Source organism: Litorivivens sp., from assembly GCF_041624475.1.
Classification (GTDB): domain Bacteria; phylum Pseudomonadota; class Gammaproteobacteria; order Pseudomonadales; family Spongiibacteraceae; genus Litorivivens.
Genome location: NZ_JBFJUX010000002.1, coordinates 192,151 through 211,286, shown reverse-complemented (window position 1 = coordinate 211,286; position 19,136 = coordinate 192,151). Strand labels below are relative to the sequence as shown.

18 protein-coding genes are annotated in these 19,136 nt (G+C 57.4%); 6 read left to right on the top strand and 12 right to left on the bottom strand.

Features of this window, described 5'->3' with window-relative positions; genetic code table 11:
* Positions 1-2: 2 nt before the first annotated feature.
* Both ABY734_RS03675 and ABY734_RS03670 read right to left on the bottom strand, forming a co-directional pair.
* The gene (locus ABY734_RS03675) at positions 3-1,337 is read right to left on the bottom strand and encodes a Na(+)-translocating NADH-quinone reductase subunit A (protein WP_372777620.1); all 1,335 of its coding nucleotides are present in this window, start codon (positions 1,335-1,337) and stop codon (positions 3-5) included.
* Positions 1,338-1,501: 164 nt separating this feature from the next.
* Positions 1,502-2,971, bottom strand: a complete 1,470-nt coding sequence (locus ABY734_RS03670; RefSeq protein ID WP_372777619.1) for a glyceraldehyde-3-phosphate dehydrogenase — start codon at positions 2,969-2,971, stop codon at positions 1,502-1,504.
* Positions 2,972-3,211: 240 nt separating this feature from the next.
* Here ABY734_RS03670 and mfd point away from each other — a divergent pair, with 240 nt between their 5' ends.
* Both mfd and ABY734_RS03660 read left to right on the top strand, forming a co-directional pair.
* A complete protein-coding gene (mfd, locus tag ABY734_RS03665; protein WP_372777618.1) occupies positions 3,212-6,646 on the top strand; it encodes a transcription-repair coupling factor in 3,435 nt (1,144 codons plus the stop codon).
* Positions 6,643-7,803 (top strand): CsiV family protein, encoded by a 1,161-nt coding sequence (locus tag ABY734_RS03660; protein ID WP_372777617.1) that lies wholly within the window; start codon positions 6,643-6,645, stop codon positions 7,801-7,803. The genes mfd and ABY734_RS03660 overlap by 4 nt, the downstream gene beginning before the upstream one ends.
* Here ABY734_RS03660 and ABY734_RS03655 read toward each other — a convergent pair.
* Positions 7,793-8,533 (bottom strand): S-methyl-5'-thioinosine phosphorylase, encoded by a 741-nt coding sequence (locus ABY734_RS03655; RefSeq protein WP_372777616.1) that lies wholly within the window; start codon positions 8,531-8,533, stop codon positions 7,793-7,795. The genes ABY734_RS03660 and ABY734_RS03655 overlap by 11 nt on opposite strands.
* Entirely contained in the window at positions 8,526-9,635 is a 1,110-nt protein-coding gene (locus tag ABY734_RS03650) for a mechanosensitive ion channel family protein (RefSeq protein WP_372777615.1), read from the bottom strand. Before ABY734_RS03650 ends, ABY734_RS03655 begins: the two co-directional genes overlap by 8 nt.
* A 309-nt stretch (positions 9,636-9,944) precedes the next feature.
* Between ABY734_RS03650 and ABY734_RS03645 the strand changes: the two genes are divergently transcribed.
* From ABY734_RS03645 to ABY734_RS03635, 3 genes are all read left to right on the top strand, one after another.
* Complete coding sequence (locus ABY734_RS03645) at positions 9,945-10,253, top strand: DUF6763 family protein (protein WP_372777614.1); 309 nt, start codon at positions 9,945-9,947, stop codon at positions 10,251-10,253.
* Between the two features lie 158 nt (positions 10,254-10,411).
* Positions 10,412-11,014, top strand: coding sequence for a transcriptional repressor LexA (lexA, locus tag ABY734_RS03640; protein ID WP_372777613.1), 603 nt, complete (start codon positions 10,412-10,414; stop codon positions 11,012-11,014).
* Between the two features lie 2 nt (positions 11,015-11,016).
* Positions 11,017-11,427 carry a hypothetical protein gene (locus ABY734_RS03635; protein WP_372777612.1) on the top strand — a complete coding sequence of 137 codons (411 nt, stop codon included), beginning with the start codon at positions 11,017-11,019 and terminating at the stop codon, positions 11,425-11,427.
* On the opposite strand, the gene ABY734_RS03630 is transcribed toward ABY734_RS03635, so the two are convergent.
* The 5 genes from ABY734_RS03630 to ABY734_RS03610 all read right to left on the bottom strand — a co-directional run bounded on the left by ABY734_RS03630 (position 11,421) and on the right by ABY734_RS03610 (position 15,810).
* Positions 11,421-11,687 (bottom strand): hypothetical protein, encoded by a 267-nt coding sequence (locus ABY734_RS03630; RefSeq protein WP_372777611.1) that lies wholly within the window; start codon positions 11,685-11,687, stop codon positions 11,421-11,423. The genes ABY734_RS03635 and ABY734_RS03630 overlap by 7 nt on opposite strands.
* 84 nt (positions 11,688-11,771) lie before the next feature.
* Positions 11,772-12,251, bottom strand: a complete 480-nt coding sequence (locus ABY734_RS03625) for a DUF6586 family protein (protein WP_372777610.1) — start codon at positions 12,249-12,251, stop codon at positions 11,772-11,774.
* Position 12,252: 1 nt separating this feature from the next.
* Positions 12,253-14,970: a type I DNA topoisomerase gene (gene topA / locus ABY734_RS03620; RefSeq protein WP_372777609.1), complete on the bottom strand. Its 2,718-nt coding sequence runs from the start codon at positions 14,968-14,970 to the stop codon at positions 12,253-12,255.
* 131 nt (positions 14,971-15,101) lie between these two features.
* Positions 15,102-15,332 (bottom strand): DUF1653 domain-containing protein, encoded by a 231-nt coding sequence (locus ABY734_RS03615; protein WP_372777608.1) that lies wholly within the window; start codon positions 15,330-15,332, stop codon positions 15,102-15,104.
* Entirely contained in the window at positions 15,319-15,810 is a 492-nt protein-coding gene (locus ABY734_RS03610; protein WP_372777607.1) for a hypothetical protein, read from the bottom strand. Before ABY734_RS03610 ends, ABY734_RS03615 begins: the two co-directional genes overlap by 14 nt.
* An 82-nt stretch (positions 15,811-15,892) precedes the next feature.
* On the opposite strand from ABY734_RS03610, the gene ABY734_RS03605 reads away from it, so the two are divergent.
* Entirely contained in the window at positions 15,893-16,327 is a 435-nt protein-coding gene (locus ABY734_RS03605; protein ID WP_372777606.1) for a universal stress protein, read from the top strand.
* Here the strand turns inward: ABY734_RS03605 and ABY734_RS03600 are convergent.
* From ABY734_RS03600 to ABY734_RS03590, 3 genes are all read right to left on the bottom strand, one after another.
* Positions 16,324-16,566 carry a glutaredoxin family protein gene (locus ABY734_RS03600; RefSeq protein WP_372777605.1) on the bottom strand — a complete coding sequence of 81 codons (243 nt, stop codon included), beginning with the start codon at positions 16,564-16,566 and terminating at the stop codon, positions 16,324-16,326. The two genes, ABY734_RS03605 and ABY734_RS03600, sit on opposite strands and share 4 nt — an antisense overlap.
* Positions 16,567-16,570: 4 nt before the next feature.
* Positions 16,571-17,407, bottom strand: coding sequence for an FHA domain-containing protein (locus ABY734_RS03595; RefSeq protein WP_372777604.1), 837 nt, complete (start codon positions 17,405-17,407; stop codon positions 16,571-16,573).
* Between the two features lie 129 nt (positions 17,408-17,536).
* Entirely contained in the window at positions 17,537-18,829 is a 1,293-nt protein-coding gene (locus ABY734_RS03590; protein ID WP_372777603.1) for an ammonium transporter, read from the bottom strand.
* Positions 18,830-19,136: the final 307 nt, after the last annotated feature.

Below are 19,136 nucleotides of genomic sequence, written 5' to 3'. Positions count from 1 at the left end.
CATTAACCCTCGTGCTCGATACGCGTGAGATTCTCACGCAGGATCGGACCATATTCGTATTTGCCCGGGCACACGTAGGTGCACAGAGCGAGATCTTCTTCGTCCAGTTCCAGTGCGCCAAGCGACTGGGCCATCTGGGTGTCACCGACAATCAGTGCACGCAGCAGCTGGGTCGGCAATATATCCAGCGGCATGATGTTCTCGTACACGCCCACGGGGACCATGGCCCGCTCGCTGCCGTTGGTATTGGTGTTGAAGTTAAACAGGCGCTGGGGGGCAAACTGGGACAGGTAGATTTTCAGCGTAGAGTGCTTCTGCATGCCCGGCGATAACCAGCCCATGAATTCGCGCTCTGTGCCCTCTTTCAATACGCTGACCTGATTGTGGAAGCGGCCGAGGTAAGCGACCGGGCCACGCGCCGTTCGCCCGCCCAGTACCGAGCCGGAAATTACTCGGTTATCTTCGGGTTTTACCTGGCCGGCAACCAGTTCATCCAGATGCGCGCCGATGCGGGTGCGCAAAAGGCGGGGCTGCTCGACCTGTGGGCCGGCCAACGCAACCACGCGCTCGGTCCACAGCTGTCCGGTAGTAAACAGCTGGCCAATAGCGATGACATCCTGATAGTCCACGGTCCAGGCAATCTTTTTGGAAGACGCCCCCATCAGGAAGTGAACGTGAGTACCGGGGAGGCCCGCCGGGTGCGGACCGGCAAACTCTTCAACCTTGACCGACGGCGCGTCGGGGATATCAGCGCCCGGCGCCTTGCAAACAGTCAGATTGCTATTCAGACGGGAAAGAACTTTCAGACCGCTGACGAAAGCATCGCGCTGCTCGGCAATAACGACCTGCGGATCACCGGCCAGTGGCCGGGTATCCATGGCATTGACGAAGATCGCCGTCGCCTGGCTGTCGATCGCCGGTGTTTTGCTGAAAGGACGAGTGCGCAGCGCTGTCCACAGGCCGGACTCAATCAGTTTGCTGCGAACAGCCTGTTCGTCGAGAGAATCCAGCTGAGACGCCTCAACTTTGCCAAAATCGACAAAGTCGTCGTCTTCAACATCGATGACCACCGACTGCAGCACACGGCGCTCGCCGCGATTGATCGCGGAAACAACACCAGTGGCAGGCGCGGTAAAGCGCACTCCTGCGGTTTTCTTGTCGGTGAAAAGCAACTGACCGGTTTTAACCCGATCACCAACCGACACTTCCATCGTCGGCTTCATACCCACGTAGTCGAAACCGACCACCGCTACCGTGCGCACTTTCGGACCAGCATCTATCTGCTGAGCCGGTGCACCGGTAATGGGCAAATCCAGACCCTTACTAATCTTGATCATCAGCCTGCCTAGCACTCATGTTAATGCGAAAGCTGTTGACCCGCCGCGCGAATCAACCGTTAGAGGGGACGACACTCAGCATTACAGCAGTGAATCACTGTAATGCAAACTTGCCGGAGAGCCCTTGTCACGCGGTGAGCTCCCCAACCCACCGCACGCGTGTATTAACTCTCTTTGGGGTAGATGGCGTAATCGACGCCAGCCATTTTTTCCAGAATTCGGTGTACCTGGCAGCTGTAACCGAATTCGTTATCGTACCAGCAATAGATCACAGCTGAGCTACCATTCACAATGGTTGCTTCACTATCGTAGATACAGGCATGGCGCGATCCAACGAAATCGCTGGAAACCACCTCTGGCGAGTTTGAGTAATCTATTTGCTTGCGCAGCGGTGAATGCAGCGCAACCTTGCGCATGTACTCATTCACTTCCTCAACGGTGGTTTCGCGACCTAGGGTCAGTTTCATGATCGCCATGGAGACGTTTGGCGTTGGAACCCTGATAGCGTTACCGGTCAGTTTGCCCTGCATCTGGGGCAATACCTTGCCCACTGCTTTGGCTGCACCGGTTTCGGTGAGTACCATATTCAGTGGTGCGCTGCGACCACGGCGCTTGGCGCTGTGGTAGTTGTCAATCAAGTTCTGGTCGTTGGTGTAGGCGTGGACAGTCTCGACGTGACCATTAAGCACTTTGAATTCGTCGTCGAGCGCTTTCAGCGGCGGTGCAATGGCATTGGTGGTGCAGCTGGCCGCAGAAATTATCGTGTCGTCATTGCTAATTTCGCCATCGTTAATGCCAAACACGATATTTTTCAGGTCGCCCTTGCCTGGCGCCGTGAGAATAACCTTGCTGACACCCGGGCAGGCCAAATGCTGGGAGAGCCCGTCGCGGTTACGCCATTTGCCGGTATTGTCGACAACAATAGCATCTTTAATGCCGTATTCGGTGTAATCAATTTCCTGCGGCGAACCGGCGTAAATCACCTTGATCTCGTTGCCGTTGGCAACAAAGGAGCTTCGCTCCTCATCAACGCGAATAGTGCCCTTGAACTGGCCGTGCACTGAATCGCGCTGCAGCAGGCTGGCGCGCTTGACCAGATCGTCTTCTTTACCGCTGGGGCGAACAACAACCGCTTTCAAGCGAAGGTTCTCACCGCCACCGGCCTTTTCAATCAGCAGCCGCGCCATCAGACGACCAATGCGACCAAAGCCGTACAGCACCACATCGCGGGATTCACGGCTTGGCTCAGCTGACGCTCCGATCAGGTCCGACACCTGGCTTTTAACGTACTCTTCTACCGAGATACCTTGAGACTTGCCTTCGGTCTCATAACCAACGGCAATGCGACCAGCGTCGATATGGGCTGTACCCAGATCCAGATCCGCCAACGCCTTGATCACAGGGAAGGTTTCAAATTCGGAGAGTTCGTTTTGTTCTACCTGGCGGACCACGCGATGCGCTTGCATGATTTCCAGTACGGAGCGGTTCACCAAGGCCTGACCGTAGATATACGTTTTCACGTTGTTGTTACGGTAGAGCTTGCCAACCAGGGGAATCATTCCCTCAGCAAGCGCTTCACGCTCCTTCCAATCAGCGAAATAGTCAGCCGGACGTGCACGTTTTCTCTCGGTCACTGCGGGGTACCCTGTTGATTGCGCGGAAAAATGTGCGCGTATTATCTTTATTCCGGGCCCTGAGTTCAACCAGATCATCAGGTTTGCTGACAACATTCGCCCTATTCCACCCTTTACAGCCCCCGGCTACCAAGGCATTCACGTCGGCAATCAACAGCATTCTGTGAAATTATGCGACGCTCGGGCTAAAATGCGGCCCGCCTTGACGACCCCTGACACTTTCAACGGATTCCGCTACACGTGCTGACTATAGGTCTCGATCTCCAGATACGCGCCGGACGCAAATTGCGGCTCGGCTCGGCCCACGCTGCCGCCCAGAGTCTGGCAGTTGCCGAAATTGCCGGCCAGTGCAGCGGCCCGGTGGTGCTGATTACCGACAATACCGCCACCGCCTACCGCATGGAGCAGGAACTGCGCTTCTTCGCCCAGGACCTTGATGTGCACCTGCTGCCGGACTGGGAAACCCTGCCCTACGACCTTTTCTCACCCCATCAGGACATCATCTCCGAGCGGCTGCGCTGCCTGGCAGAGCTGCCCACCATGCGCCGGGGCGTGTTGGTGGTACCGGTTACCACCCTGCTGCACCGTTTGCCGCCGCTGGATTACATACGCGGTCACAGCCTGCGTCTGGCCAAAGGCCAGATGCTGGATCTACAGGCAATGCGGCGTTCTCTGGAGAAAAGCGGCTACCGCCATGTGGATACCGTTTATGAGCACGGCGAATACACCCTGCGCGGTGCGCTGCTCGATTTATTCCCCATGGGCAGTCGCGTGCCCTACCGGATTGACCTGTTTGACGAAGAAATCGATACCCTGCGTAGCTTTGACCCGGAAACCCAGCGCAGCATCGAGCCCTTTGACAGCGTCAACCTGCTGCCCGGCAGGGAATACCCCCTCGACGAAGCGGGTATTCGCGGCTTTCGGGACCGCTGGCACGCCCGTTTCGACGTTGATCACCGCCAATGCCCGGTGTACCAGGATATTTGCGATGGCATTGCCTCGACCGGCATTGAGTACTACCTGCCCCTGTTTTTCTCCGAATGCGCCAGCCTGTTCGACTACTTGCCGGAGGATGCCACCATCGCCACGGTCGCCGGCATTGAAGCCTCGGCCGAGCATTTCTGGCGCGATGCCCGGCAGCGCTATGAACAGCGTCAGGGCGACCGCCAACGACCGGTACTGACGCCTGCGGAAATCTTCCTGGCGGTAGACGAGGTCTTCAGTAAATTGAAGCAACAGCCTCAGATCGTGTTACACAGCGATGAGCTGCCGGTCGAGGGCGACAATCGCAACCTGCCCTCCGCGCCGCCACCGGCGCTGCAGATTGACGCGCACAGCAGTGACCCGGCCGCCGCTCTGCGCAGTTTTAACCAAAACAACCGTCTTTTATTGTGCGCTGAATCCGCCGGCAGGCGGCAGGCCCTGATGGAACTGCTGGCAAGGCACAAACTCAAGCCCCGCGAAATCGACAGCTGGGAAGCATTTGTGGGCAGTATGGACCCGCTGTGCATCACCACGGCGGCACTCGAACATGGTGCCGTTCTCAGTAACGATTGCCTCGCCGCCGTTGCCGAAAGCCAGCTGTTCGGCCATCACGTCGCCCAGAGCCGTCGCCGCCGCAAGGCGACCACCGCCAGCGACCAGACCGTCAAGAATCTGGCTGAACTGCGCATTGGCGCACCGGTGGTGCATATCGATCACGGCGTCGGTCGCTATCAGGGCCTGCAGAGCATTGAAGTCGATAATCAGGCGGAAGAGTTTCTTACCCTGGAATACGCCGACGGCGCCAAGCTCTATGTGCCTGTCAGCGCCCTGCACATGATCAGCCGCTACAGCGGTGCCGATGAGGCCACCGCGCCGTTGCACAAACTGGGCACGGATCAGTGGACCAAGGCGCGCAAAAAAGCCGCCGAGAAAATTCGTGATGTGGCCGCAGAGCTGCTGGACATCTACGCCAAGCGGGAAGCCCGCCGGGGCTATGCCTACCCCCTTGAACGCGAAGATTACCTGCGCTTTGCCAGCGAGTTCCCCTTTGAAGAAACTCCGGATCAGGAACAGGCTATTGAGGCAGTCGTCAACGATATGCAATCGGCCAAGCCGATGGATCGACTGGTCTGCGGTGATGTGGGCTTCGGCAAAACAGAAGTTGCCATGCGCGCCGCCTTTATCGCAGTGCAGGACAGCCGGCAAGTCGCCATCCTGGTACCCACCACCCTGCTCGCCCAGCAGCACTTCGAGTCCTTTCGCGATCGCTTCGCCAACTGGCCAATTACGGTTGATGTGGTATCCCGCTTTCGCAGCCAGAGTGAACAGAATGCCATTATTGAAAAGCTGAACGCGGGCAAAATCGACATTCTTATCGGCACCCACAAACTACTTGGCGGTGACCTTAAATACAAAAACCTCGGCCTGGTTATTATTGACGAAGAACACCGCTTTGGAGTGCGCCAGAAGGAAGTGCTTAAGGCCCTGCGCGCGGAAGTGGACATCCTGACCCTGACCGCCACGCCGATTCCCCGCACCCTGAACATGTCCATGTCCGGCATGCGCGATCTGTCTATCATCGCCACCCCGCCCGCGCGCCGACTGTCGGTAAAGACCTTTGTCCGCGAGTACGACAGCGCCCTGGTACAGGAAGCGATCCTGCGGGAGATTCTGCGTGGCGGCCAGGTTTACTATCTGCACAACGATGTCAAAACCATCGAAAAAACCGCGCGGGAACTGCAGGAAGCGGTACCGGAAATCCGCGTCTCCATTGGCCACGGCCAAATGCGCGAACGCGATCTGGAACAGGTGATGAGCGACTTCTACCACAAGCGTTTTAACGTGCTGGTGTGCTCTACCATCATTGAAACCGGCATCGACGTTCCCAACGCCAATACCATCATTATTGAACGGGCGGATAAATTCGGACTGGCGCAGCTCCATCAGCTGCGCGGCCGGGTTGGACGCTCCCACCATCAAGCCTATGCCTATCTGCTGACGCCGCCCGCGCGACAGATGACCCCCGACGCAGAGAAGCGCCTGACCGCCATCAGCGAAGCCGACACCCTCGGCGCTGGCTTTACCCTGGCAACCCACGATCTGGAAATTCGCGGTGCCGGCGAGCTGCTGGGCGACGAACAGAGTGGGCAGATCAGCGCCGTGGGGTTCAGTCTCTATATGGAAATGCTGGAGCGGGCCGTAGCGGCAATCAAGGAAGGCCGCACCATCGATGTGGAAAAGCCGGCCACCAGCACGGATATCAACCTGCGCCTGCCCGCCCTGATTCCCGACGACTACCTGCCGGATGTGCAGGGCCGCCTGATTCTGTACAAACGCATTGCCAGCGCCGCCAGTGAAGACGACTTGCGGGAACTGCAGGTAGAAATGATCGACCGCTTCGGGCTACTGCCCGATGCCACCAAAAACCTGTTCCGACTGGCCCACCTTAAACTCGAGGCGGACCGACTCGGCATCACCAAGGTGGAAGCGTCTGCCCAGGGCGGCCGACTGGAGTTTTCCGACGAACCCCGAATTGATCCCGCCAACCTGGTCACACTGGTGCAGACCCGGCCCGCTACCTTCCGGCTAGACGGGGCTACAGCCTTGCGCTTCTCGGAAGCCTTGACTGATAATGAGGCGCGCTTCGAGTTTGTCGAAAATCTGATAAGAGAGCTTGCCCCCGCCGCATGAAAAAACTCCCCCGAATTCTGCTCGCCACGGCTCTGACATTGACCAGCCAAAGCCTCCTCGCCAATACCTCGGAAGAGCGTCTTGACGGTTGGTATCAGGTTCATCTGGCAGTATTCGCCAACCGCACAGGCTCGGGCGAGTACGACGAAATATGGCGCAATCAGCTGCACCTGCGCTACCCTGAGGGTCTTACCCGCCTGAAAACCCGACAGCGCTTTCTCGAAGATCTCTGCTCGCCCCGCGATGCCGGCGGCAACACAGAAAACCGGCTGCTGGATATTCTTGAGCGCGTCGACGCCGGCGAAGGCTACCCGGAGGATTACCGCGAGCCGGAAGCGCCAGCCTCAAACCGCAGCCTGGACCCAGCCTGCAAGGAATTGTTTCCGGAGCAATTCCCCGCCTCGGCCGACGAAGAAGCCAATGCCCGCGCTGAAGCTGCGGTAGAGTCAGCCCGCTCCCTGCTGGGTGAGGCAGCCTCCGTCGACGGCGGCCAGAGCGGCGAAATGCGTGAGCCCCCCCGCCCGTTTATTCTGCAGGACTCTATTCCCGACCCCGAATTTGCGGACATGGTCAAAAAGATTCGCGGTGCCCACCGCTACCGCCTGCTGTTCAGCGGCAGCTGGCCACAGAAACTCAACCCCAGAGCCAGCGCCACTCCCATTCTGATTCAGGGCGGCGACCCGGTCGGCCAGCACTATGAACTCGAAGGCTATATAAAAGTTGCGCTTGAGCGCTACCTGCACATCGATACCGACCTGTGGCTAAGCGACTTCGGACACGGCGCGGCCATATTGCAGGAAGCGGAGGGTTTTGCCCCCTCAGAAGAGGAATTGCAGGCCGCCCGACGCTCCGAATTTCCGGCACTGCCGACACCCTTCCCGGTCAACGACCCGAACTTTCGGCCGCACCAGGAAGAGCAACAACAAAATCAGGACGATGTCCTATCAGACGGTGTGACCGAATCGCGTCCTGCCAGCAACCTGGATCTGCTGGCGGCCAACGACAGCAGCTACTATGTAGAGCGCACGGTGGTCATGCGTCAGAACCGACGCATGCGCAGTGGTGAAGTGCACTATTTGGATCACCCGATGTTCGGGGTGCTGGTCAAGATCACCCCTCTCGCCAGCAAGACAGACGACAAAACCGCTATGCGTTGACGGCTGCCGCCAACACCTGCTTCACCGCCTGCATGCCGGAGTCGATGACTTTCTGAATATCGTCCATGGTGATCGGCTCACTGCTCAGACCAGCCGCCGGATTCACCACCAGACACAGCGAGGCGTACTCCAGCCCCAACTCGCGCGCCAGCCCGGCTTCGGGCATGGCGGTCATACCCACCAGATCCGCCCCATCGCGCTGCAGCCGCTGAACTTCAGCGGCGCTCTCCAGCCGCGGCCCCTGAGTGCAGGCATAGACCCCGCCATCCAACAGCGGCATCGCCAGCTGTTGGCCGGCCGCCAGAATACGGCTGCGCAAGTGTGTGCTGTATGGTTCGCCGAAATCCACATGGTCCAGGCGGCCATCACTGCCATCGTAAAAGGTGTGTTCGCGACCGTAGCTGTAGTCGATGATCTGATCTGGCACCACCAATGCGCCGGTTCCACAATCCGGATGAATGCCCCCCACTGCGTTGACGGCAATAACCTTGCCTATCCCTTCTGACTCCAGGGCCCAGATATTGGCCCGGTAGTTGATCTTGTGCGGCGGAAAACGATGACCGTCTCCGTGACGGGGCAGAAAGACAAATTCACTGCCTTTGTAGCGGATGCGCCGCAAGGGCGCGCTGGCCTCGCCGTAGGGTGTCGGTATTGTTTGCGAAGCGATCGTTTCAGCGCCTTCCCAGTCGCACAGGCCGGTGCCACCGATGATCGCGATAACATCACTCACTGGCTGACTCTCCTTCGATCTGTTGCGCCATTTCTTGCTGCAGCTTGACCGTCGTTGTCGGGTACGCAACATCGGCATCGTGCTGGTGAATAATGCCCAGTATATCCAGCAGTATCGCCTGCTTGATCGCGTGGTATTTCACCCAGTTGGTGGTTTTGGTAAAGGTATAAATAAAGAAATCGAGCGACGACGGCCCAAAGCTGTTGAAGTTAACGATCAAAGTCTTGTTCTGGTCGATCTCGTCGTGCTGCTCAAGATAGCTGCGCACAGCCTCGACAATGGCCGCCAGCTGGCGGGCATCGTCATAACGCACACCGATGGTTTCATAGATACGCCGGTTCAGCATGCGTGAAGGGTTTTCGACCGAGATCTGGGTGAAGGTTGCGTTCGGCACATAGAGCGGACGCTGATCAAAGGTGCGAATGCGGGTCTGACGCCAACCTATGTTTTCAACGGTTCCTTCAATATTCTGGTCCGGTGAGCGTATCCATTCACCAACGGCGAAGGGCCGGTCCAGGTACACCATCAGGCCGCCAAAGAAATTGGCCAGCAGGTCCTTGGCCGCGAAGCCCACGGCGATACCACCGATACCACCAAAAGCCAGCACACCCGTCACGCTGTAGCCCAGCGTCTGCATAGCCACCAACGTAGCGGTGATAATGATCGCCGTCTTGACCAGCTTGCCAAGCGCCATAACGGTCGTCGGGTCAAAGGGTTCATCGGACTTGGTATATTCGCCCGACAGCAATCTCTGCTCGATTTGCCCCACCAGGCCGACCAGAAACCAGGTCAATATCAACACCGCAAGCACGGCGCGCAGCGAATTGAGTACGGTGAAGATTTCGGCGTCCGAGGTCTGCAGAATCAGTTGCAGGGCGTAACTGAAGCCCACCAGCCAGATCATCCAGTAAGCGGGACGGCGAATGGACGCGAGCAGCGCGTCGTCCCAGACGTTGTGGGTTCGCTCCAGATGCGTCTGCAGGCGATCTAACGCCTTGCCCGTCAAATAATTGACGAGCGCCGTGGCCAAAACTGCCAGAAAGACTTTCCACAGCCAAGGGTACTCACCCGCCGGCAACTTCTCCAGCCACTCATTAATCATCCTTCATCCCCTTGAAGCCGTGCAAAGCAGTGAACAAAAAGGGCCTGCATCACAGGCCGGTGTTTTTTCCTAGAATATTTTTGTACGACAAGGCAGCCGCTTATGCAAACTCTGCATAAAAATGCCGCTGCAGTCACTGAAGGCCAGCGCCATTCAAATTTTAAACAAATGAAAAACCAGCGATTTTACGCCTTCTAGCGGTTAATGCGTATCCTTGTTGGCATGAATTTTTTGCCCAAATCAGACTCTGGACAGCCACCCAGCGAGTGTTACTTTGTAGGGGACGCGACGTACCGTGAGGAGCAAGCAATGAATAATGTCACACCTCAAGTAGGGAGCTGGTATAAAGACCTGCAACTCGGTTCGATTTTTGAAGTCGTCGCTATTGACGATGCCATCGAAACCCAGCTATTGGATGGTGCCATTTGCGAATTCGACATGGAGAGCTGGGACGAACTACTGCTGGAACCGGTAGAAGAGCCGGAAGACTGGCGCAATCCCTTTGAATTATCGGATGACGATTACCGCGACGCCAGCGATTATAACGGCAAGGGCTGGGACGACCCCTTGGGGGAAATAGAGCCCGATACCATTAATGGCCTGATCGACGACTTCTAAGCACTGTCGACCGGCCTAAATCCCGCTCTACCCTCCTTTCCCGCGCGGCTGCCTTGGTCGCGCTTGGCCCCACGCCCAGTCAAGCCTAAAAAAAACTTGCAGCCCAAGCCTTACTGTATATACTGACAGGACACTGTATATGCAAACAGGTTAAAAATATGAGCACACTGACAGCCAGGCAACAGGACGTTCTCAGCCTGATCAAGCGATACATAGAAGAAACCGGCTACCCACCTACTCGCGCCGATATCGCCCGCGAGTTGGGCTTTCGCTCGCCCAATGCGGCCGAGGAGCATCTTAAAGCCCTCGCCCGCAAAGGTGCTATTGAAATGATTGCCGGCGCATCCCGGGGCATTCGCCTGCCGGCGTCCAGCAGCGGCATCCCCATCGTCGGCCGGGTCGCCGCCGGTAACCCCATCCTTGCCGAGGAGCATATTGAAGATTACTGCGATATGCCCGGCGCAACCTTTTCGCCGCGCGCAGATTACTTTCTGCGGGTTCGCGGTGACAGCATGATCGAAATCGGTATTTTTGAAGATGATCTGCTGGCAGTCCACCGCACACCAATCGCCAATAACGGCGATATTGTTGTGGCGCGTATTGGCGATGAAGTCACCGTCAAGCGTTTTAAACCGACCAAAAGCAAGCACCAGATCCTGCTGCTGCCGGAGAATAAGGATTACTCTCCGATTGAAGTTGACCTGCGCGAACAGGATTTCGCGATTGAAGGCCTTAGCGTTGGCATACTGCGGAGACACTGATTATGAATGCACAACAACACCTGCTTGCCCCCAGCGACGATCACAGCCGTATTGCCGAACTGCATATACCGGCCAGCAACCCGCTGTCGCGCCAACTGCTGCTCAGCGGTATTCTGCGCGAACTCAATGATACCGACGACAATCGCTGGGTCTGCTGGATCGGTGATATGTCGGTCAAAAGCTTCCTCAGCGACAGCGTGCGCAAGAGCGGCCATCACCTGCTGCAGGTGCTGGCTCGCAAGGCTGAAGATACCATGGGTTTGGCCCTGCGAACCCTTCAGGGCGGACGCAGCCACACGGTGGTGATGATGGCCCGCAAGCCGCTGAGTGAAAGCGCCTATGCGCAACTGGAATGGGCCGCTCGAAAAGGTCAGGCGGAATGCGTGATTATTTACCTTGAAGGGGTTCAGTGAACCGTTTTGTTGCTCACGGTTGAATCCAGCAGGTCCTCCTCGCCTTCGATTTCTTCTTCGATGGCAATATCAGGAGATTCAGAGGCCACCTGAATACCGGCCTGAATCATGGCGCGTGCAACCTCCAGCGGAGGCACAGCCATAAACTGGCGGGATTCCTCGGAGAAACTGATCACCACCAGCGGCTCACCATCGTCATCTGAACGCTGCAGTACGATGTCGCCGTTGGGGAGTTCCACGAGTTCGAGGTAAGAAAACACACTGACACCTTGTCTTGATGATGAGGCGACGCCTCTTCTGGTAGACGAATTGTATCAACCCCGGCTGCCCGGGCCAAGGAAGCTTCAGTACTCTTGCTGAGTATCCCGGTGGCGAGCAAACAGAGATGCCAGCTCATCGGCAATACCTGACAGGGCTGACTGACCTGACAGGGCGTTCGGTACTGTCACCGGAATCAGATCATTGCGATCCACAAACCCCGCCCCACCAGAAACAGCCGGCATGAAGTTTTCATCCAGCAGCGCTGACAGCCACTCCTGATAACTTTCCTTTTCCGCCAGTTCGGCTATTTCCGGAATCTGCTCGCCCTGCAGCAGCTCCAAAGCCTGCCTGGCGCTCGAAGGGCGCAAGGTCTGTTGCTGCTGCTCACAAAGATCAGCCAGATGGCAGCGGTAGGCCAGTTGCAGGTGAAAGATCGCGTGATCGCGCGCAATCATCTCCCCGTGCTCTCCCCAAAACGGGTCTGGGTCCAGGCCCAAGCACTCTATGCACTTGCGAGCCAGGAACAGCTGCAGATTGGCGTGCGCGCGAACACTGGCTGCCACATCACTCTCCTTTAGGCTTGGCGGCCGCTTTCTTTTTGGCTGCCGCCTTTTTCTTGGCGGGGGCTTTTTTCTTGGCCGGCGCCTTCTTTCGCGCCGCCTTTTTCTCTACCTGCCATTTGCCATCGCGGTAGAATGCCGCCCAGCCAGTCGGTTTGCCGCCATCTTCCGTCTGTACATAGTGTTCCTGGCTTTTACGACTGAAACGGATCACCGTGGGCAAACCCGCATCATCGGCAACAGGCGCCGAAAACAGGTAATCGTACTTGCTGTCGATCTCATCCTTGTGCGGAAGAATTTCCGCTAACAGCGGCGCGCGCGTTTCCCGGTTTTTCGGGAACCCTTTCGCGGCGAGAAACAGACCGGCAGCGCCATCGCGTAGCACGTAGTAGTCGTCAACTTTCTCACAGGCCAGTTCTGGCATCGGCACCGGATCCATTTTCGGCGGTGCCGGTTCGCCGCTGCGCAGGAGCTTGCGGGTGTTTTTGCAATCATCGGAAGTACAGCCAAAGTACTTGCCAAAGCGCCCGGTTTTGAGCTGCATGTCGGCACCGCACTTATCGCACTCAATAACCGGGCCGTCGTAACCCTTGATCTTGAATTGGCCCTGCTCTACTTCAAAACCACTGCAGTCCGGATTATTGCCGCACACATGCAGTTTGCGAGCCTCGTCAATCAGATAGCTGTCCATCGCCGTGTTGCACTTGGGGCAACGGTGGCGGTTGATCAGCAGCCGCGATTCTTCCTCGTCATCGGCATCGGCGCGAACCACTTCGTCGCCGGGAATCAGGTTGATTGTGCGCTTGCAGCGCTCCTTCGGCGGCAGCGCGTAGCCGGAGCAACCGAGAAAGACACCGGTGCTGGCGGTGCGAATCTGCATATTGCGCCCGCAGTCCGGGCACTCTATATCGGTCTCCGAGGGCTGATTGCTGCGCATACCGGCGTCTTCCGCACCGGCCTGTTCCAGGCGCTTGAAAAAGTCCCGGTAGAAATCATTGAGCAACTCCCGCCAGTCCTTCTTGGATTCGGCCACTTCATCCAGCGACTCTTCCATCTTGGCGGTAAAGCTGTAATCCATCAGATCGCTGAAGCTTTCCACCAGCCGATCGGTAACGATGTCACCCATTTTTTCGGCGTAGAAACGGCGATTTTCGACGCGGGCGTAACCGCGATCCTGAATAGTGGAGATAATCGCGGCATAAGTTGAAGGACGACCGATACCGCGTTTTTCCAGCTCTTTGACCAGGGAGGCCTCGGTATAGCGCGGCGGCGGCTTGGTGAAGTGCTGGGTCGGATCAATTTTGATCAAATCCAGGTCATCGCCGACTTTGACATCAGGCAATTCCGTATCGTCATCTTTCTTGCCAGCCGGTGGCTGCACTCGCAGATGGCCATCAAAGCGCATCACACGACCGCGGGTTTTCAGTTCAAAGTCGCCCGCGGTGACCGTCACGCTGGAGCTGGTAAACTCGGCAGGCGTCATCTGGCAGGCCACAAACTGGCGCCAGATCAGGGTGTAAAGCCGCTCTGCATCGCGCTCCATGCCTTTCAGCTGGGTTGGTTGCGTCGTTACGTCGGAGGGACGAATTGCTTCGTGAGCCTCCTGAGCGCCTTCCTTGCTGCTATAGCGATTAGGTTGCTCCGGTAGATAGCGCTTACCGTACTGATCGACAATAAAATCTCTCGCCTGATTTACCGCATCGGCGCTGAGGTTGGTAGAGTCGGTACGCATGTAGGTGATGTAACCCGCTTCATAGAGGCGCTGGGCAAGCATCATGGTTTTCTTAACCCCGAAACCCATGCGGGTACTGGCCGCCTGTTGCAGGGTTGAGGTAATAAACGGGGCCGAAGGTTTTGATGTGGTCGGCTTGTCTTCGCGCTCGCTGACCTTGTAGCTGGACTGCTGCAGCGCCTGAACGGCTGCCATAGCCTGGTCTTCGCTGCCGGGCCGAAAATTGTTGCCCGCCTGCTTTTTCACTTCCACGCGCAGGTCGCCCCTGGCGTGTTTCAGGTCAGCGTGAACCTGCCAGAATTCTTCGGGAATAAAGGCCCGGATCTCGCGCTCTCGCTCAACAATCAGCCGCACCGCCACCGACTGAACTCTCCCCGCCGACAGGCCGCGGGCGACCTTTGACCAGAGCAAGGGGGACACCATGTAGCCCACGACGCGGTCAAGAAAACGACGGGCCTGCTGGGCGTTGACGCGATTCAGATCGAGGCTGGAGGGTTTGGAGAAGGCCTCGGTAATCGCTTTCTTGGTAATTTCGTTGAAGACCACCCGCCGGTAACGACTTTCATCGCCGGCAATGGCTTCGCGCAGGTGCCAGGCAATGGCCTCCCCTTCGCGGTCCAAATCCGTTGCGAGATAGACGTAATCGACTTCGTTGGCGAGCTTTTTCAGCTCGGCGACCACTTTTTCCTTGCCGGGCAGAATCTCATAGCGCGCTTCCCAGCCATTGTCAGGGTCAACGCCCATCCGATTAATCAACTGCTCGCGGGCTTTTTTGCGTTTATGCTCAGCTTTTTCTTCCGGCGACAGCTTGCGGGTCTTGGCTGCCGCCTGGGCGCGCGCCTTCGGGTCAACGGTTTTAGTGCCACTACCGCTGGTCGGCAAATCCCGAATATGACCAACACTGGACTTCACGATGTAATCGGGGCCCAGGTACTTGTTGATGGTTTTTGCTTTCGCGGGTGACTCCACGATTACCAGCGATTTGGCCATAATTTCCTTCTGACATTTTCTTACCTGTGGCTTGCACCACACTGGACGAGGCGACATATATAAGGGGTCGCCCTCTAAGGGTCAAGCTCAAGGCCCCTAAGTTCCTGAATTTGGGGGAAGAGCGCACAATCTCATATCGAATCAGCGGCGACAAGTTCAAATCGTGGCTGGACAAGACCATCGCGCTCAATGGTTTCCGTAAACATGGTCAGCGGTCGCACCCACAGCCCGCGCTCTCCGTAGAGCGGGCGATACACCACCAGCTGCTCTTCGGTCTCACTGTGCCTGGCCACGCCAAGTACCTGATATTCGCCGCCTTTGTAGTGACGGTAGCGACCGGTTTTCAATTCACTTTCTGACATATCGCTCTCCACCCGCCAGTTGTCGCACCTCTTCCAGTAGCTCGGCCACGGCGTCGACCGCGGACTCATCGCCGCGCTCGCGCCAGTAGAGCGCGTAGCCCTCTGCGCCGGATTCCAGCGCCACCATATCGGGCGTCATGCGCTCGCGCAACGCCGCTGACTGGCCTTTGAGCGGTGCCGGGCAGCGCTCAGATACCGCTTCCTCGCCCTCGGGAGCTTCTCGCCAGATCAGCCACTGCGGCCGATAGAAGCTCTTTTCCCTGACAATCGGCAGGCAGTAACGAACCCCCAAACGGGTGGGCTCCTTTCTGACCCGGTCGCGCCGGGACTGGGGCAGCTCGGTAATACTGATGCTCAAGCCCAAGGACTGGGCGTGCTGCCGCAATCGCGCCTGCCGACGCTGGGCCGGGGTCGGCATCACCCAAACCACCGGTGCCACCACGAAGGCAACCACGAAGAACGCTATAATCCAGGCCAAAATTGCCTCCTAAACACTGGACGGACGGGTTAATCTGTACCTTAATGAAAGAACGCAATGCACCAGCGGAGGGCAAACATCCATGCAAAATTATCAGTGTGTCGTGACTGCAATCGACCTTTCTGAAGAGTCCGCAGCCGTGGTAAATCGCGCCAATGATATTGCCACTCGCAACCAGGCCATGCTGCATCTGGTTCACGTGATAGAGCCGTTAAGCCTCGCCTACGGCGGCGATATTCCGATGGATTTCTCAGGTGTGCAGGACCAGCTTCAGGAACAGGCGGAAAAACAACTGGAACAGTTTGGTCGCCGCTATCAGATAGCCCCCGAGCGCCTGCATTTAATGATAGGCCGCCCGGAGAGTCAAATACATCAACTGGCCGAAGACGTTGCCGCAGATCTAATCGTGGTCGGCAGCCATGGCCGTCAGGGGCTGGCCCTGATCCTCGGCTCTACCGCCAACGGCGTACTGCACGGTGCGCATTGCGACGTACTGGCCGTGCGCGTCGGTGACTAGCCTGCCAGCCACTCCCGCAAAGCCAGGTCGTCAAAGGGCCAACCCAGCTCGGCGCCGTCTGACCGGCGCTTGAGCACTGGAATGCGCACCCCATACCGCTCAATCAGCTGGTCATCGTTGGCAATATCGACTTTTTCAAATTGAAGGCTTGGCCTGCGCGCCTGAACATCAAGCAGCATATCTTCTGCCAGTTCGCAGAGGTGGCAGGCCGAGGTACTGTAGAGAACAAGTGCCGTCACAGTGTCAAAACAATCGAAAGACCATGTTGACCTGCCCCAGCGACAGCTTGTCACCGTCGCGCAGGCGCCCTTTCATCTCACGCCGGCCGTTTATCTTGATGCCATTGGTGGAGTTCGCATCAATAATCTCCCACGCGCCTCCTGAGAACTGCAGGGTCGCGTGCTCGCTGCTGACACTCGGATCGCTGAGCGGAAATTGACACTTTTTACTGCGCCCAATGCTCCAGCGCTCTGACTGCCCCTTGGCAATCAGACCCACTACCCGGGATTTGTGATTGCCGCTGGTGATCACCAGCGCCGCACTGACTTTGCGATCCTTTGGCAGGCTGCGATCGAGCAGCTTGTCGATCTCTTCCTTGGAGAATGACGACGCTCCCAGGGTCTGACTGCTCTCGCCGGGCTCACCCCAGTCCGCAGGGAGCGGAAATGCCTGATGGAAGGCGGTCTCAGACCCCACATCCTGCTCTTCCTCAATGACAATGGACGACGAGTCGGGAACTTGGCTGGTGCTGCCGAGATTGCGCATCACCAGTGTCGAACTGCCACTCTCCGGGGACACCAGGTGATAGGCGGCGGAGTCAAATTTGATAACGTCGCCCGGCTTGAGGGTGGTGGGCGTATCAATCTGACGCTTGTTGACGTAGGTACCGTTGGTCGAGCCAAGATCCTCCAGCACAACTTGCCCCTCCTTTACGGAAATTCGCGCGTGCTGACGCGAGGGGTAGCCTTCGCTCACCACCAGATCGCAATCTTCATTGCGGCCTATGGTATAGCTGCCTGCCTCTGCCAAGGCAAACTCTTCTCCGTTGGCGACGGAAACCAGCAGAAACTTCACGTCCATTTACTTTGTCCCCAAGCCTCTCCTATCGACACAGCCCCCATGCAACTGCGCAGAAGTATATCACCAAAACCGATCCCCAAATAAAAACGCCCGGCCAAGGCCGGGCGTTTCAATGGCAAATTTACCTTATCAGATATCGTAACCAGCCTCATTGTGACCGACGATATCCAGGCCTTCGGTTTCTTCTTCCGGGCTGACCCGCAGACCACAGATCAGCTGCACAAGTTTCAACAGAACGAAGGTAACTACCGCAGTGTAGGTAAAGGTTGCACCGATGCCGATCAGCTGAACACCCACCTGTGACGACATGGTGACACCATCGGCATAGCCCTGACCGCTGAAGATACCAAGCTGGTCGCTGGCAAAAATGCCGGCCATGAAGGTTCCCAGAATTCCGCCGACACCGTGCACCGGAAAAACATCCAGCGAGTCGTCAATTTTCAGAACCTGCTTGATGGTCAGGGTGGCATAAAAGCAAACGATGCCCGCACTGATACCAATAACCAGAGCCCCTGCCGGTCCCACAAAGCCAGAAGCCGGCGTAATGGTACCCAGTCCTGCCACCATCCCGGTTACGGCACCCAAGGCACTGGGCTTACCAAAGCGAATCCACTCAATGCTCAACCAAGTAAACGCACCGGCCGCCGCCGACAGGTGGGTTACCAGCATCGCCATCGCCGCGTCGCCGTTGGCCGCCAGCGCACTGCCCGCGTTAAAGCCAAACCAGCCAACCCAGAGCATGCCCGCCCCCATCATGGTCATGGTGAGGTTGTGAGGAGGCATCGCCGTGGTCGAAAAGCCATTGCGATTACCCAGCACCAACGCCGACACCAACGCCGCCACACCCGCCGTCACGTGCACCACCGTGCCGCCGGCAAAATCCAGCAGGCCCATTTCCGCGAGCCAACCACCGCCCCACACCCAGTGGGTGATGGGTGCGTATACCACCAACAGCCAAAGCGCCGAAAACAGCACCACGGCCGAAAAGCGCATGCGCTCGGCAAAGCCACCCACGATCAGCGCCGGGGTAATGATGGCGAAGGTCATCTGGAACATGACAAACAGGGTCTCGGGAATATCGCCTGACAGGGTCTCTTCGCCGACACCGTTTAGGAAGGCGCGCGCACTCAGGCTGCCCATAAAGGCATTGCCTTCGGTAAAGGCGATGCTGTAGCCAACCACAAACCAGAGCACTGAAGCGATACAGGCAATGGCGAAACATTGCATGAGTACGCTCAGCACGTTCTTACTGCGTACCAGACCACCATAGAACAGGGCCAGACCCGGCAGCGTCATAAACAGCACCAAGGCCGTAGAAGTCAGAATCCAGGCGGTATTTGCGCCGTTTAGTTCATCGGCCATCGCGGTCGATGCCATTGTCAGACCGACAAGTGCCAGGCCCCATCGCATTGCATTGTTCATAAGTCTCCCCAGAATTCGCACCAATTCAGTGCCTTATTTCATCCAGTCACCACTTTGGTGCAGCACTAGCACCAGCGGATCATCCCAGCGCACCGATTTGAGGACAGACTGTATTCGGATAAAGCTGCGGCAGACGCAGCCACTGACAGGCGTTCAGCCTTGCCAGCGCCCAAAAATCGATCATCGAATCGGTGCCATGCGCCAAGTTAGAGCAATAACTGTGCCATTGAGGTGCGCGGTACGCCGACTAGAGCCTTTCTATCGATTACAGCAAATTCATTTGTACCAGCCGTCCGGGTGGTTTAAG

Bases quoted from the DNA above. Each gene is read 5' to 3' on its own strand.
- ABY734_RS03675 (WP_372777620.1), bottom strand. From the start codon at position 1,337: ATGATCAAGATTAGTAAGGGTCTGGATTTGCCCATTACCGGTGCACCG.
- ABY734_RS03660 (WP_372777617.1), top strand. From the start codon at position 6,643: ATGAAAAAACTCCCCCGAATTCTGCTCGCCACGGCTCTGACATTGACC.
- ABY734_RS03650 (WP_372777615.1), bottom strand. From the start codon at position 9,635: ATGATTAATGAGTGGCTGGAGAAGTTGCCGGCGGGTGAGTACCCTTGG.
- ABY734_RS03645 (WP_372777614.1), top strand. From the start codon at position 9,945: ATGAATAATGTCACACCTCAAGTAGGGAGCTGGTATAAAGACCTGCAA.
- lexA (WP_372777613.1), top strand. From the start codon at position 10,412: ATGAGCACACTGACAGCCAGGCAACAGGACGTTCTCAGCCTGATCAAG.
- ABY734_RS03635 (WP_372777612.1), top strand. From the start codon at position 11,017: ATGAATGCACAACAACACCTGCTTGCCCCCAGCGACGATCACAGCCGT.
- topA (WP_372777609.1), bottom strand. From the start codon at position 14,970: ATGGCCAAATCGCTGGTAATCGTGGAGTCACCCGCGAAAGCAAAAACC.
- ABY734_RS03615 (WP_372777608.1), bottom strand. From the start codon at position 15,332: ATGTCAGAAAGTGAATTGAAAACCGGTCGCTACCGTCACTACAAAGGC.
- ABY734_RS03605 (WP_372777606.1), top strand. From the start codon at position 15,893: ATGCAAAATTATCAGTGTGTCGTGACTGCAATCGACCTTTCTGAAGAG.
- ABY734_RS03595 (WP_372777604.1), bottom strand. From the start codon at position 17,407: ATGGACGTGAAGTTTCTGCTGGTTTCCGTCGCCAACGGAGAAGAGTTT.
- ABY734_RS03590 (WP_372777603.1), bottom strand. From the start codon at position 18,829: ATGAACAATGCAATGCGATGGGGCCTGGCACTTGTCGGTCTGACAATG.